Genomic DNA, 14,619 nt, shown 5'->3' with positions numbered 1-14,619 from the left:
CAGATCAAGGAGAAAATAATGGCAACTGCAAAAAAACCGGCCGCAAAAAAGGCCTCCCCCGCAAAGGCGGCAACCCCCACCAAGGCCGTCGCGGCGAAAAAAGTAGCTCCCGCTAAAACTGCGACCAAAGCTGTCGCCGTAAAGGCTGCGCCCGCCAAGGCGGCACCGGCCAAGAAAGCTGCTGCTCCCGCTAAAAAGGCGGCACCCGCCAAGAAAGTAGCAGCAGTCAAAGCAGCTCCTGCCAAAGCGGCTCCCGTGAAGGCCGCACCGGCCAAAGCCGCGGCAAAGGCCGCGCCCGCGAAAAAAGTTGCGGCTGCCAAGGCTGTTGTGGCCAAAGCAGCGCCCGTAAAAGCGGCTCCCGCCGCCAAGAAGGCAGCAACCAAAGCCGCCGCACCCGCCAAAAAAGCGGCTGTAGCCAAGAAGGCAGTGGTCGTTGCCAAGGCAGAGCCCGCCAAGAAAGCCGCAGCCCCTAAAGCCGCAGCCAAGAAGACCGCCGCCAAGGCACCTGCAGCCAAGCCCGCCTCTGCACCAGCTGCAGCGTCAGCCCAAACGACCCTCAATCCGCAAGCTGCCTGGCCATTCCCAACTGCCAACAAGCCCTGACCGGATACGTTTGATCCGCATCAGGCTCGGTATCGCAAGGTACCGAGCCTTTTTTTATGGGTAAAAAGCCAACAGACGGTAGCCGACGATACGCCCCTTGTTGGGGTTGTCGATGACCCGCAGATCGACCGAGGTAGCCCATTCGCGCCCCGCAAACAGCACCCGGGAAGCCGCTCCCAGCTCGGCCGGGGTCAGCACCCGCCGAAACACCGCCTGCTCGTCGGTATCGGTCAGCACAAATTCGATCGCGGGCATCGCCAGATCCAGCGTTGCCTGGTTTTTGAGCACCAGGTTCAGCCGGTAGGCATCCTCGTTTGGCAGGGCGCTCAAGGTGGAGCTGTCGATGACGATGGCCTCGATGTACCGCAAAGCCTGGACCGTGCACCCCAGCCGGGCACAAGCGGCCTGCAACCAGGGCCGGGTCTCTGGCCAGGTGGCCGCCAGTCGGTCGCGTCCCTGGAAAATCCCTTGCAGGCCCAGGGCCACGACAAGCAGCACCGCCGAAGCCACCCACACTCTTCGCAGTGCAGGGTGCGGTGGCACACCCTGGGAGAGCGGCTCATGGGTAAAAGAATAACCACCGTCCGCCACCGGTTCGGGCGGTTGGGCAGGCAGGCTGTCCGGTACATCGTCGACCGTAAGCACAGGCACGGGCAAGGCAAGCGGCTGCTCCCGTATCTCAGGCTCCGAAAGTGGTACCACCTCGGGTTCGACCTCGGCGAGTGGGGCTGGCTCCGGAGCATCTGGCACCAGTTCAGGCATGCTGACGGGCTCTGGAGCCGGCTCTACCACTGGCGGAGCAGGCTGCGGCGGCGGTATGTCGGGCAAGGCACCCACCAACTGCACCTCCAGATGCACTGCATCGCTTTGCTGCAAATCACCGGATGCGTCGAATATTTCCGCACAATGGCCGCAACGCACCCAGCCTTCAGAGATGCGAAGCTGGTCAGGAACCACCTTGAACAGGGTTCCGCATACCGGGCAACGCGTGATCAATGCCATGGTCTGCGGGTTTCGTACACGGGCCTAACAAGACGGAGCGTAAGAGCAGCGGCCTAAAGCCGGGCGGTCATCAAGACCCAGCCGTCTTGCGTATCCGATACTTCCAGTGCGGCGTAGGGGGCGTAAGCCTCTTTCAATTCGTCGGTCTGGCGCTCCAGAATACCGGCCAATACCAGGGAGCCACCAGGGGCCACATGGGCGCACAGCAGCGGGGCCAGCACCTTCAGCGGCGTGGCCAGAATATTTGCCAGCACGGTGCCGTAGAGGCCTTGCGCCTGGTCCGGCAAACCAGCCTTGAGCTGCACATGGTTGGCATGGGCGTTGAGCACGGTGGACTGCACCGCTGCGTCGTCGATGTCCACCGCATCGATATCGGTCGCACCGAACTTGGCCGCACCAATCGCCAAAATACCCGAACCACAGCCGTAGTCCAGCACCCGCGCCAATGCGCCCGCATCCTGCCGGGCAATCCAGCGCAGGCACATGCGGGTGGTGGGATGGGTACCGGTACCAAAGGCCAGACCCGGGTCCAGGCGGATCACCCGTGTCGCCTGGGCCGGTGGTTCGTGCCAGGTGGGCACAATCCAGAAATCCGAGGTGATGTCCACCGGCGCAAACTGCGACTGGGTCAGACGGACCCAGTCTTGCTCCGGCACTGGAACGATGCCCAGCAGGTCGCAACCCGCAAAAAAATCCTGCACCGCCAAAACACCTGCCGCATCGCGCGCCAAGGCCTCGGTGGCAAACAGGGCCTGGATGCGGGACCGCTGCCAGCCGTCTTTGGGTGGTGGCATGCCGGGTTCGCCAAACAGCGCTTGCTCGGCATCGGTCTGCGCGTCTGCGTCTTCCACGCTCACGCTCAGGGCATCCAGGGCATCCAGCGCGTCGCTGACCATCTCGACCCGGTCTTGCGGGCACATCAAACTGATTTCAAACATTATTCAAATATTTAGCGCTTGTGCTGCGAGAGCCACTCTTCCAGGTAATGGATATTGGTCCCACCGGCCATGAACTTGGCATCCACCATCAACTCGCGGTGCAGCGGGATGTTGGTGTTGATGCCTTCGATCACGGTTTCCAGCAAGGCCGTACGCATGCGCGCCATCGCCTGTTCCCGCGTGTCGCCGTGCACGATGATCTTGCCGACCATGGAGTCGTAGTTCGGCGGCACGTAGTAATTGGTGTAGACGTGCGAATCGACGCGCACACCCGGACCACCGGGCGGGTGCCACATGGTGATGCGACCAGGCGAAGGCGTAAATTTGTACGGATCTTCGGCATTCACCCGGCACTCGATGGCATGGCCATGGATGCTGATCTGGCGCTGGGCAAAGGGCAGCTTTTCGCCCGCTGCCACCATGATCTGGGTGCGCACAATATCCACACCTGTAATCAGCTCGGTCACAGGATGCTCGACCTGCACGCGGGTGTTCATTTCGATGAAATAAAACTCTCCGTTTTCGTACAGGAACTCAAACGTACCGGCGCCTCGGTAGCCAATTTTCTTGCAGGCGGCCGCACAGCGTTCGCCAATGCGCTCGATCAGTTTGCGCGGGATACCGGGCGCGGGCGCTTCTTCCAGCACCTTTTGGTGGCGGCGCTGCATGGAGCAATCGCGCTCGCCCAGGTACACCACATTGCGAAATTTGTCGGCGAGGATCTGGATTTCGATGTGGCGGGGGTTCTGGAGGTATTTCTCCATGTACACCGCGCCGTTGCTGAAGGCCGCCAGGGCCTCTGCCTTGGTCATTTGCACCGCATTGATCAGCGCCGCCTCGGTATGCACCACGCGCATGCCACGGCCACCGCCTCCGCCTGCGGCCTTGATGATGACCGGATAGCCCACTGCTTTGGCCGTGCGCTTGATCACCACTGGGTCGTCCGACAACTCGCCTTCGGAGCCAGGCACGCAGGGCACGCCGGCTTTGATCATGGCCTGCTTGGCCGATACCTTGTCACCCATCATGCGGATGTTCTCAGGCGTGGGCCCGATGAACTGGAAACCGCTTTTTTCCACGCGCTCGGCAAAGTCGGCGTTTTCGCTGAGGAAGCCGTAGCCGGGGTGGATCGCCTCGGCATCGGTCACTTCCGCCGCCGAAATCAGCGCGGGCATGTTCAGGTAGCTCAAGGCCGAAGCCGCAGGCCCGATGCACACGGCTTCGTCGGCCAATTTGACGTATTTGGCGTCCCGGTCGGCCTCGGAATACACCATGACGGCCTTGATGCCCATTTCACGGCAAGCACGCTGGATGCGAAGGGCGATCTCCCCCCGATTTGCAATCAATATTTTTTTAAACATGCGCCACCAAACTCCGTGGGTTTACTCGATCACGTACAAAGGCTGGCCGTATTCGACGGCCTGGCCGTTTTCGCACAGCATTTGCACCACGGTGCCCGCTTTATCGGCTTCGATTTCGTTCAATATCTTCATCGCTTCGATGATGCAGATGGTGTCGCCTTCCTTGACCTGGCTGCCCACTTCCACAAAGGACTTGGCACCAGGGCTGGACGAACGGTAAAAAGTACCCACCATCGGCGACTTGACCACATGGCCTGTTGGGGCCGCAGGGGCAGCCGGTGCCGCCGCAACAATCGGCGCTGGCGTGACATCGACCACCGGAGCGGCCACCATGGCGGGCTGGGCAGCTTGGTACACCATCGCACCGCCACCCTTGACGATGCGGACCTTGCCCTCGGCTTCGGTAATTTCAAGTTCTGACACGTTGGAATCAGACACCAAGTCGATCAACGTTTTGAGTTTGCGCAAATCCATAAAACCTCCAGCCACGATGTACGAAAAGGGGTGGAATCTACCCTAATTTCACACAACGATCGTTTATTTCTTTTAATTACGTGAGACAGACTGCCGTAAAACACAGTCCACATGGGGCAAGTCTGCCACCGAATGCGCTATTTCAACCCCGCCCACTCCTGTAAATCAGCAGGGCTAACCCTACCCATTTTACGGCGAAGCACGGTCCCGGCGGATCCTAGCACCACCGTGAAAGGCAATCCACCGGCCAGATTACCTAGCGAGCGACCCAGCTCCGTGCCGCCCAAACCGGCCATCCCGATGGGGTAGGTCACCGGTGTCTTCTGCAAAAACGTACGAACAGAGCTGGGCTGGTCGACCGCCAAGCCCAGCACTTGCCAGCCGTTAGAGGCATTTTCTTGAAAGAAGCGGTTGATCATGGGCATTTCTTCCACGCAGGGCGGGCACCAGGTAGCCCAGAAGTTCAGCAGCACGGGGTGGCCCCGCAAATTCTGCATGGCCAGAGGGGTTCCTTGCGGCGTGTCAAAACTGAGCCGCCACAGCGCGTCCTCCACCCCCGACAACATAGGCGCGGGCTGGTACTGCCACCAGGCCACACCCGCGCCCGCCAGTCCGGCCGCCGCCGCCACCCCGGCCATGAGCCGACGGCGCGAAGTGGCCGCCCTCATGGCGCATCCTCTGCCAGCAAGCGGCGCACGGCGGCAGCGTCGCCCCGGGGGGTGCGGCCTTTGGAGTCGGGCTTCAGGGCCCCGCGCAGGTCGTCCAAGTCATAAACCATCAGATGCACACCCACCGTCTCGCCCAACTCAGGGCTCAGACAAGCAAAACTCAGCGCCTCGACCGCTTCACCGCGAAACCCGGTCACGGTGGCCGGGGTGTAGGGCACGCGGTGGTCGATGAGCGCAATTTCTGCAGACTTGGAGTCGTCGCAGAACAGCTGGATCGCGATGTCGGACAGACGCGTCGCCGTGCCCTGCCACACTGCGCCACACAAATGCGGCCGGAACCGGTCCATGCGCTCCATCCAGGTCAGGGCCAGTTGGCGCAAGGCGCGCAGCTCACTGGGTTGGGTGTCGCCACAAAACAGGTCAAGATAGACCCGCACGGCGTCTTCCACGGCGTCGTTACCAGGCAAAGCCGCGCGGCCAGCGCCCAGTTGCGCGGCGGCGCGGCGCTTGGCCGGGCCGTATTCCAGGCCTTCTTCGACCACCATGCGGGCGGCGGTCTCGGCGATCTCTAAGGTCAATGCGTCCATGCCTGTGATTCTGCCCTTTTTGCCGATCCAGGTTAGAAACAAGGGCACCCCTAAAATCCCCGCATGCACATTCATATTTTGGGTATTTGCGGCACCTTCATGGGAGGTTTGGCCGCTTTGGCGCGGGAGGCTGGGCACCGGGTGACGGGCTGCGATGCGGGGGTCTACCCCCCCATGAGCGACCAGTTGCGCGCACTGGACATCGGGCTCATCGAAGGCTTCTCGGCCGACCAGTTGGCACTGGAGCCGGACATGTTCGTGGTCGGCAACGTGGTGTCGCGCGCCCGCGCCGCCGATGGCGCGCCGAAATTTCCGCTGATGGAGGCCATTTTGGACGCAGGCCTGCCCTACACCAGCGGGCCGCAGTGGCTGGCCGAGCACGTGTTGCAAGGGCGCCATGTGCTGGCGGTGGCGGGCACGCACGGCAAGACCACCACCACGGCGATGCTGGCGTGGATTTTGGAACACGCCGGGCTGCAGCCGGGCTTTCTGGTCGGTGGCGTGCCGCTGAATTTCGGGGTATCGGCCCGTTTGGGTGCGGGAAAGACCTTTGTGATCGAGGCCGACGAGTACGACACCGCCTTCTTCGACAAGCGCAGCAAGTTTGTCCACTACCGCCCGCGCACGGCGGTGCTGAACAACCTGGAATTCGACCACGCCGATATTTTTGACGACCTGCCCGCCATCGAGCGCCAGTTCCACCACCTGCTGCGCACTGTGCCCAGCACCGGCCGGGTGGTCACCAACGGGCTGGAAGAAAGCCTGGCCCGCGTACTCCACCAGGGCTGCTGGAGCGAAGTGCGCAGCTTTGGCGCAGCGGTGAGCGACTTCACCGCCCAGGGCGAACCGCACCACTTCCAGGTGCTGCAGCACGGCAAGCCGGTGGCCACGGTGGAATGGGCGCTGGGGGGCGTGCACAACCAGCTCAATGCGCTGGCGGCCATCGCTGCCGCCGACCATGTGGGCGTTCCCGCCGACGTGGCAGCGCGGGCGCTGGGCGGGTTCCAGAATGTGAAGCGGCGCATGGAAGTGATTGGCAGCGTGCGCGGCATCACCGTGTACGACGACTTTGCCCACCACCCCACCGCCATCCGTACCACGGTGGACGGCCTGCGCCGCCGTATTGGGCCCGACCAGCGTATCCTGGCGGTGTTCGAGCCGCGCAGCAACACCATGAAGCTGGGCGCCATGAAGGCCCAGTTGCCGTGGAGCCTGGAAGATGCCGACCTGGCGTTTTGCCACAGTGGCGGCTTGGGCTGGGATGCCCATAGCGCGCTGGAGCCCATGGGCGCGCGGGCCCAGGTGGCCGACACGGTGGATGCATTGGTGGCGCAGGTGGTGGCAGCCGCCCAGCCGGGCGACCATATCCTGTGCATGAGCAACGGCGGCTTTGGCGGTATCCACGCCAAACTTTTGAGATCGCTACAAAATTAGTAGCTTCTCACGCTTATTCCATAAGCGTGAGAGCCACTTTTTACCCATAAATCCAAATACGCCCGAGATGCCTATTCCGGAATGGTGGTATCACCCCCGGCAAAAGGCGCTGAGTAACGCGAACCCGCTGCGAGGCGGGCGCTGGCGGTGGCCTCGGTCAGTGATGACGGGTCGAACACCGAGGGCCTCTGGTTGGCCGACGATAGCCAGTTCACTTCGCCCGAAACCGTGGACAGCGCCCCGTCAAAATACAGGCTGACCAGGTCCCGGCCCAGTTGCTCTGGGTTCAGGCCGCTTTGCAGCAAGTGCTCCAGACTGCAGGGGCCGATTTCCAGGGCGCGCAAGACGGTGCGCTGAGAGTCCTTGAGCCAGGCCTCGGGCACCAGGGGCTGGCGCAGCCGCCGCAGGGCCTCGGTTTTGAACACGGCGGGCAGCAGATCGGCCGCAGAGTGCTGGGCAAACTGCCACATCACCTCCCGCAAACCCACTTTCTGGAACCGGGATGGCAGGGGCTCCGCGCTGGGCCCACGCACCTCCCACACCGCCTGCTCCAACTGCACCGGGCTGGCATCTCCCAAATAATCGATACGGCGCTTGGGAATATCCACCACTGCCAACAGAACGCCCTGGTGCGTCAGATCGTAGGCCACGAGCGGCAAACTGCCCAACCGCTGGTGCAGCAAAGCCCCCAGAAAATACTGCGCCCGTAACGGCTGCAGCCAGGTTTCAAATTTTTTCAGCACCATGCGCACCGCGCGCTCCGACTCGGGCTCGAAAGTGGTCAAGGGCTCGATCTCGGGGGCCGACAGAGGCCTGGTGAAGGCCAGTGGCCGGTCTACCTGGTCCAGATGGAGCAGCATTTCCGATTCAGCGCTGCGGCTGTCGGGAACGGTCAGGGTGCCGTCGTCGTGCAACCGGGCGGCACCACCGCTGATGCACCAGGCGTCGGCTTCAGAGAATTTGGCCACCCGCCAGGCAGGCAGACTGGTGGGCTGGTAGGGCAAGACGGCCACCAAAGCGGCCCGCTGCTGCGGCGACAGACCCGCCAAACCCAGCCAGAAAATAGGTCGCTCCAGTGCCATGCTGCTGCTCCATTGACAAAAACAACGTGCCTGCACCGCGGTGGGCGCGGGCACGCTCATGCAGCATCAGCTTACCCGACGGGACTGGACTGCGGCAGACAAAATTTCCAGCGTCTGCAAAGATTGGTCCCAGCCCAGGCAGGCATCGGTGATGCTTTGGCCATAGGCCAGCGACTTCTGGTCGGTCTTGCCGGGGGTGAACTTTTGTGCGCCCTCGACCAGGTGGCTTTCGACCATCAGGCCGAACACTTGGCGCGAGCCACCGGCCACTTGGCCAGCGATATCACGGGCCACTTCGATTTGCTTTTCGTGCTTTTTGCTGCTGTTGGCGTGGCTGCAATCGACCATCAGGGTGGCGGGCATCTGGGCGGCACTGAGTTCGGCACAGGCTGCGGCCACGCTGGCGGCGTCGTAGTTGGGTGCTTTACCGCCACGCAGAATGACGTGGCAGTCTTTGTTGCCGTTCGTCTGCACGATAGCGACCTGGCCGTTTTTATGCACCGACAGGAAATGGTGCCCGCGTGCCGCCGCCTGAATTGCGTCGGTGGCGATGCGGATGTTGCCGTCGGTGCCGTTCTTGAAGCCGATGGGCGCCGACAGGCCGGAGGCCAGTTCGCGGTGGACCTGGCTTTCGGTGGTGCGCGCGCCGATGGCACCCCAGGCGATCAGGTCGCCGATGTACTGGGGCGAGATCACGTCCAGGAACTCGCTCCCGGCGGGCAGGCCCAGGCGGTTGATGTCGATCAGCAACTGGCGGGCGATGCGCAGGCCTTCGTCGATGCGGTAGGTTTCATCGAGGTAGGGGTCGTTGATCAGGCCCTTCCAGCCCACGGTGGTGCGGGGCTTCTCGAAGTACACGCGCATCACGATCTCCAGCGTGTCGGCGTACTTTTCGCGCTGCACCATCAGTTGGCGGGCGTAGTCCATGGCGGCGGCTGGGTCGTGGATGGAGCAGGGGCCGATCACCACCAGCAGGCGGTCGTCGGTGCCCGCCATGATGTTGTGGATGTTTTTACGGGTGGTGGAAATCAGCGTCTCGACCGGGGTGCCGTTGATCGGGAAGAAGCGGATGAGGTGTTCTGGAGGGGGTAGCACGGTGATGTCCTTGATGCGTTCGTCGTCGGTTTTGCTGGTTTTTTCGACGCTCGCATACCAGTTGTCGCTGGCAGGGTGGGGTTTGGCATTCATGGGCTGCTCCTGTGGGTTTTATAAATGAGGGAAAGGCAACGGAAAGGGATCGAAAAAGGACGAAAAAAAACCGCCTGAGAGCTGAGGCTCCGGCGGTTTTCATGAAGGGCTTGCTTGTCTACAACTTAGCCTCTCATCCGCCGGGGACCGAGAACCAAAAGTAAAAGTAGGCAAACACGCTTTGATGCATAGCGGCTCAATGTACCACAGGCACCGAACTAGAAAGTCAGGCCGTACCGCCGACCGTCAGGCCGTCGATGCGCAAGGTGGGCTGCCCCACGCCGACCGGCACGCTCTGGCCCTCTTTGCCGCAGGTGCCGACACCGGGGTCGAGCTTCATGTCGTTGCCGATCATGCTGACCTTCTTCAGGCACTCGGGGCCGCTGCCCACGATGGTCGCGCCCTTGACCGGGTACTGGATCTTGCCGTTTTCCACCCAGTAGGCTTCGCTGGCCGAGAACACAAACTTGCCCGAGGTGATGTCCACCTGGCCACCGCCAAAGTTGCTGGCGTACAGGCCTTTTTTGATGCTGCCGATGATTTCCTGCGGGTCTTTGTCGCCACCCAGCATGTAGGTGTTGGTCATGCGCGGCATGGGGATGTGGGCGTAGCTCTCGCGGCGGCCATTGCCAGTGGGCTTGACACCCATCAGGCGGGCATTCATGGCATCCTGGATGTAGCCTTTCAGGATGCCGTCTTCGATCAGCACATTGCGTTGGCTGGCACAGCCTTCGTCGTCCACATTCAGCGAGCCACGGCGGTCGCTGAGGGTGCCGTCGTCCAGCACGGTCACGCCCTTGGCGGCCACGCGCTGGCCGATGCGGCCACTGAAGGCGCTGGAGCCCTTGCGGTTGAAGTCGCCTTCCAGCCCGTGGCCGATGGCTTCGTGCAGCAGGATGCCGGGCCAGCCGGAACCCAGCACTACGGTCATCACACCGGCCGGGGCGGGGCGGGATTCGAGGTTGGTCAAGGCGGCGTGCACGGCCGCATCCACGTATTCATTGAGCATGGCATCGTCGAAGTAGGCCAGGCCGAAACGCCCGCCACCGCCGCCCGAACCCATTTCGCGGCGCACCACGCCTTTGACGGTGGCCTCGGCGATCACTGTGACGCTCAAACGCACCAGCGGGCGCACGTCGGCGGCCAGGGTGCCGTCGGCACGGGCAACCATCACCACGTCATATTCAGCCGCCAAACCGGCCATGACCTGCGCCACACGCGGGTCTTTGGCACGGGCCAGCTTTTCCACCCGTTCCAGCAGCTTGACTTTGGCGGTGCTGTCCAGCGTGGCGATGGGGTCTACGCCCAGGTACAGGCTGCGGCTTTTTGCTACTTTTTGTGTAGCTACTTTCGCCCGTCTGTTCTGCGCAGCAGCCGAAATGGACCGCACAGTGCGTGCCGCGTCAAGCAGCGCCGCTTCGGAGATGTCGTCAGAGTAGGCAAAGGCGGTTTTCTCGCCACTTACTGCGCGAACGCCCACGCCCTGGTCAATGCTGAAGGAGCCGGTTTTGACGATGCCCTCCTCCAGGCTCCAGCCCTCGCTGCGGGTGTACTGGAAGTACAGGTCGGCATCGTCCACTTTGTGCGCGGTGATTTCGGCTAGCGCCCGGCCCAGGTGAGCGGGGGTGAGGCCAAAAGGCTCCAGCAAGAGCGATTGGGCAATGGCGAGGCGTTCGAGGGTGGGTTCGCGAGAGATCATCGGGCCATTTTAGGCTTGGATCACAGGGCCCGCCGGGCTGTCGCCGATCCCCCTGCCCGCGTCAAGACTGCACCAGCCGGCGGGATTTGGCGATCGACATCAGAATGCCCAGCCCCAACCCCAGCGTGACCATGGCCGTGCCGCCGTAGCTGATAAAAGGCAGCGGCACGCCGACCACTGGCAAGATGCCGCTGACCATGCCCATATTGACAAAGGCGTAGGTAAAGAAAATCAGTGTCACGCTGCCCGCCAGCAGGCGCGAGAACAGGGTCGGCGCGTCCATGGCGATCACCAGGCCGCGCAATATCAGAAACAGAAAGCCGGAAATCAGCAGCAGGTTGCCGATCAGGCCAAACTCTTCGGAAAACGCCGCAAAAATAAAGTCGGTGGTGCGCTCGGGAATGAATTCCAGGTGGGTCTGGGTGCCCTGCATGAAGCCCTTGCCCAACACCCCGCCCGAGCCAATGGCGATCATGCCCTGGATGATGTGAAAGCCTTTGCCTAGCGGGTCGCGGCTGGGGTCCATCAGGGTGCAGATGCGCTGCTGCTGGTAGTCGTGCAGCACCACCCAGCGCACGCCGTCGGCGCATAGCGCAGGTTCGTTCCACACCACCAGGCCAATCGCCACCAGCCCCAGCAGCACCGGTGGCACGATGAGTTTCCAGCTCAGACCGGCAAAAAACAGCACCGACAGGCCGGTGGTCATCACCAAAATGGCGGTGCCCAGGTCCGGTTGCTTGACGATCAGCCCTACCGGCACCGCCAGCAACAGGCCGCCGACCAGAAAGTCGAGTGGCCGCAACTGCCCTTCGCGCCGCTGGAACCACCAAGACAGCATCAGCGGCATGGCAATTTTGAGAATTTCACTGGGCTGGATGGTGATGCCCAGGTTGAGCCAGCGCCGGGCCCCTTTTTTGGTCACGCCAAAAATGGCCACCGCGATCAGCAAGGCCACGCCCACGGTATAGAGCGGCACGGCAAACGCCATCAGCCGCTGCGGCGGGATTTGCGCCACCACAAACAGGATGGTCCCCGCCAAGAGCATGTTGCGGCCATGGTCCACAAAGCGTGTGCCGTGGTCGAAACCCGAGGAATACATGGTCAGCAGGCCCGCGCAGACCAGCATGAAAACAGCAAATGCCAGAGGGCCGTCAAAGCCGCGAAACAGCGGCCCAATGCGCTGCCACAGCGGGGGTTTTTCAAAAACAACAGACATCCCGCGATTATCGCGGCTGCAAGGGGTTGGTCTGGGCTAGCCCGCCAGGACGCGGTTCTTGCCGTTGCGCTTGGCCAGGTACATGGCCTGGTCGGCGCGTTTGATGCAGTCGGTACCCGACTCGCTTTCGGCGAGTTGCGCCACCCCGGCACTGAAGGTGATCAGCACCTTCTGGTTGTCGCGCAAAAAGAACTTCTTGGTCAGCTCGCGCTGCAGCCGGGTGAGGGCCCCCACGCCCAGATCGAGCAGGGTGTCGGGCAGCACAATGACAAATTCTTCGCCGCCGTAGCGGGCCAGGGTGTCCTGGGGCCGCATGGATTCGCGGGTGACGGTGGCCAGGTGGGCCAGAGCCTCGTCCCCGGCCTCGTGGCCCAGGTCGTCGTTGAGCTTTTTGAAGTTGTCGATGTCCAACAGCGCCAGGCACAGCGGCGTGCCCTTGCGCCGGGCGTTGGCGATTTCACGCTGGATAGCTTCGTCCATGCCCCGCCGATTGAGTGCGCCGGTCAGCGGATCGTGCCGAGCCTGGGCACTGACCCGGTCCAGCTCCAGGTGCAGCTTGCTGATTTCGGCCTCGGCCTGCTCGGTTTTTGCACGCATGGCCTGCAGCTGGTCGCGCGAATTCTGCGTGTCCAAGGCCATGCTGCGGGTCGCGCTGAGGGCGGACTGCAGCACCGGGCCGAGCTCTTCGATGGTCTGTACCTGCTCGATCTTGCGCGCGCACTCCTCAATTTTGCTGTGGTACACACCGCTGGATTCGCCCATCAGCGACAGCCGGTCCACAAATGCGGCCAGCAGTTGGCGCATTTGCGTCTGCGCCTCAAAAGCCCGGGCCTTGGCTTCGGACTGCTTGGAAATCACGTCCACCAGCCGCCGCTGCACATCATCCAGGCGGCGCAGGCTCAGCGGCGGGGTGGATGCCAGCACCAGCGCATCAATCTGGCCGCGCAGCCATTGGTCGTCCAGGCACAGCTCGCCAATATTGGTGAACACCAGGTGCAGCAACTGCAGCAAGGCATTTTTGATCTCGAACTGGTCTTCGGCCGTGAACGACAGCCGGTGGGTGAAATTGGCCAGCATGGTTTTGGCGCGCGGCAGGTCCGGCACCGGCTGGCGGATAAACCCCAACAGCTCGCGGGCCTGCTCCAGAAATCGGGGATCATCGTTACCCAGGGCGGGCAAGGAGTTGTCGATCAGGCGGGCGATTTGCTCCATGAACTCGGGGGTCAGCGCCGGGTTGCCTTGACCGCTGGCCGAGCCTGTTGCGCTGGCCGGAGCCCCAAAGCCACTCTCTCCAAAACCCGAGTTACCACTGGAGGACGCGCCGAGCATGCCAAATCCGGCATAGCCCACCAAAGCATTTTGTACGCCGTCCCAGCTGCGCTGGGTGATGGCCGATTCGAGCAGACCGCACTGTTTTTGCTGGCCGGGGTTTTTTGCAGGCAAGGCTGCCGCAATCAGCCGCAAGCGCTCAAACGGGAAGTGCGCAGGCACCATGGTGCCCGCTACCTCGTGGTACAGAATCTGGTAGTTTTCAGGCGTGGGGGCCAGCTTTTTGACGCTGAGCAGCCTAAAGGTTTCACGGGCGATTTCGGCAGGGGATCGTTCAGCCATGGAGCTCTGTAGTTAATCTGTTGGGACGTGTGTCCCCCAAAAACGGCTATCGTAATGGCTCAACCCGCTATTTCCAAGCCGCGAGTGCATACGGATTTGATAGCATCTTCGCATGCTTACGCCCCATTTTGCTACCCATCTGCTGTATCTCCATGGCTTTCGCTCGTCGCCGCAGTCGGCCAAAGCGCAGCAGGTGGCTGCCCGTGTGCACGCACAGCACCCTGGAGTAACCTGGTGGTGCCCGCAGCTGCCGCCCTCGCCGCGGGAAGCCATCGCGCTGCTGCGCCAGGGCATTGCCGACTGGCCCTGGACGACGATGGCCGTGGTGGGCTCGTCGCTGGGCGGTTTTTACGCCACCTGGATTGCCGAGCACACTGGCTGCAAAGCGGTGCTGCTGAACCCCGCGGTAGACCCGGCGCGGGACCTGGCCCAGTACATCGGTGAGCAAACCAGTTGGCAAAACCCGCAGGAGCGCTTTTATTTTGAACCCGCCTTCGTCGGCGAATTGCAGGCCCTGACCTTGCATAACCAGCCCCCGCCCGAGCGCTACCGGGTGCTGATCGCCAAGGGCGACGAGGTGCTGGACTGGCGCGAGATGGCGGCCCGCTACGCCAGCGCCCAGCCCACGCTGCTGGAGGGCGGCGACCACGCCCTGAGCGACTTCGATGCGCACATCGACGGCGTGTTTCGCTTTCTCAACCTATTGCCTGGCCCATCGCCCAAATAAACAGGCCGCCCAGCATGGGAGAATTCAGC

14 protein-coding genes and 1 pseudogene are annotated in these 14,619 nt (G+C 62.6%); 3 read left to right on the top strand and 12 right to left on the bottom strand.

Features of this window, described 5'->3' with window-relative positions:
* Window positions 1-18 precede the first annotated feature (18 nt).
* A complete protein-coding gene (locus tag AB3G31_RS02865; protein ID WP_367848710.1) occupies window positions 19-603 on the top strand; it encodes a histone in 585 nt (194 codons plus the stop codon).
* Window positions 604-657: 54 nt separating this feature from the next.
* Here the strand turns inward: AB3G31_RS02865 and AB3G31_RS02860 are convergent, their stop codons facing one another.
* The 7 genes and pseudogenes from AB3G31_RS02860 to AB3G31_RS02830 form a co-directional block, all read right to left on the bottom strand.
* Window positions 658-1,254 carry a DUF3426 domain-containing protein gene (locus tag AB3G31_RS02860; RefSeq protein WP_367850277.1) on the bottom strand — a complete coding sequence of 199 codons (597 nt, stop codon included), beginning with the start codon at window positions 1,252-1,254 and terminating at the stop codon, window positions 658-660.
* 285 nt (window positions 1,255-1,539) lie between these two features.
* Window positions 1,540-1,605, bottom strand: a pseudogene (locus tag AB3G31_RS02855) (zinc-ribbon domain-containing protein); the annotation flags it as partial.
* A gap of 53 nt (window positions 1,606-1,658) precedes the next feature.
* Entirely contained in the window at window positions 1,659-2,543 is an 885-nt protein-coding gene (gene prmA, locus AB3G31_RS02850) for a 50S ribosomal protein L11 methyltransferase (protein ID WP_367848709.1), read from the bottom strand.
* 11 nt (window positions 2,544-2,554) lie between these two features.
* A complete protein-coding gene (gene accC / locus AB3G31_RS02845; protein ID WP_367848708.1) occupies window positions 2,555-3,904 on the bottom strand; it encodes an acetyl-CoA carboxylase biotin carboxylase subunit in 1,350 nt (449 codons plus the stop codon).
* 21 nt (window positions 3,905-3,925) lie between these two features.
* Window positions 3,926-4,378 carry an acetyl-CoA carboxylase biotin carboxyl carrier protein gene (gene accB, locus AB3G31_RS02840; protein ID WP_367848707.1) on the bottom strand — a complete coding sequence of 151 codons (453 nt, stop codon included), beginning with the start codon at window positions 4,376-4,378 and terminating at the stop codon, window positions 3,926-3,928.
* A 137-nt stretch (window positions 4,379-4,515) separates the two neighbouring features.
* The gene (locus AB3G31_RS02835; RefSeq protein ID WP_367848706.1) at window positions 4,516-5,046 is read right to left on the bottom strand and encodes a TlpA family protein disulfide reductase; all 531 of its coding nucleotides are present in this window, start codon (window positions 5,044-5,046) and stop codon (window positions 4,516-4,518) included.
* Window positions 5,043-5,633, bottom strand: a complete 591-nt coding sequence (locus AB3G31_RS02830; RefSeq protein WP_367848705.1) for a hypothetical protein — start codon at window positions 5,631-5,633, stop codon at window positions 5,043-5,045. The genes AB3G31_RS02835 and AB3G31_RS02830 overlap by 4 nt, the downstream gene beginning before the upstream one ends.
* 63 nt (window positions 5,634-5,696) lie before the next feature.
* On the opposite strand from AB3G31_RS02830, the gene mpl reads away from it, so the two are divergent.
* The gene (gene mpl, locus AB3G31_RS02825) at window positions 5,697-7,067 is read left to right on the top strand and encodes a UDP-N-acetylmuramate:L-alanyl-gamma-D-glutamyl-meso-diaminopimelate ligase (protein ID WP_367848704.1); all 1,371 of its coding nucleotides are present in this window, start codon (window positions 5,697-5,699) and stop codon (window positions 7,065-7,067) included.
* Window positions 7,068-7,138: 71 nt separating this feature from the next.
* Here the strand turns inward: mpl and AB3G31_RS02820 are convergent, their stop codons facing one another.
* The 5 genes from AB3G31_RS02820 to AB3G31_RS02800 all read right to left on the bottom strand — a co-directional run bounded on the left by AB3G31_RS02820 (window position 7,139) and on the right by AB3G31_RS02800 (window position 13,863).
* Complete coding sequence (locus AB3G31_RS02820) at window positions 7,139-8,149, bottom strand: hypothetical protein (RefSeq protein ID WP_367848703.1); 1,011 nt, start codon at window positions 8,147-8,149, stop codon at window positions 7,139-7,141.
* 66 nt (window positions 8,150-8,215) lie between these two features.
* Window positions 8,216-9,337, bottom strand: coding sequence for a 3-deoxy-7-phosphoheptulonate synthase (locus AB3G31_RS02815; RefSeq protein ID WP_367848702.1), 1,122 nt, complete (start codon window positions 9,335-9,337; stop codon window positions 8,216-8,218).
* Between the two features lie 226 nt (window positions 9,338-9,563).
* Window positions 9,564-11,036 carry a metalloprotease TldD gene (gene tldD, locus AB3G31_RS02810; protein WP_367848701.1) on the bottom strand — a complete coding sequence of 491 codons (1,473 nt, stop codon included), beginning with the start codon at window positions 11,034-11,036 and terminating at the stop codon, window positions 9,564-9,566.
* A gap of 61 nt (window positions 11,037-11,097) precedes the next feature.
* On the bottom strand, window positions 11,098-12,252 hold the full coding sequence (gene rodA / locus AB3G31_RS02805; RefSeq protein WP_367848700.1) for a rod shape-determining protein RodA: 1,155 nt from the start codon (window positions 12,250-12,252) through the stop codon (window positions 11,098-11,100).
* A 36-nt stretch (window positions 12,253-12,288) separates the two neighbouring features.
* Window positions 12,289-13,863: a GGDEF domain-containing protein gene (locus AB3G31_RS02800; protein WP_367848699.1), complete on the bottom strand. Its 1,575-nt coding sequence runs from the start codon at window positions 13,861-13,863 to the stop codon at window positions 12,289-12,291.
* Window positions 13,864-13,975: 112 nt separating this feature from the next.
* Between AB3G31_RS02800 and AB3G31_RS02795 the strand changes: the two genes are divergently transcribed.
* A complete protein-coding gene (locus AB3G31_RS02795) occupies window positions 13,976-14,590 on the top strand; it encodes a YqiA/YcfP family alpha/beta fold hydrolase (protein WP_367848698.1) in 615 nt (204 codons plus the stop codon).
* Window positions 14,591-14,619: the final 29 nt, after the last annotated feature.

The sequence above is a fragment of the Rhodoferax sp. WC2427 genome, assembly GCF_040822085.1.
In the GTDB taxonomy this organism is placed as follows: domain Bacteria; phylum Pseudomonadota; class Gammaproteobacteria; order Burkholderiales; family Burkholderiaceae_C; genus Rhodoferax_B.
This window is presented reverse-complemented; position numbering and strand designations above follow the sequence as displayed.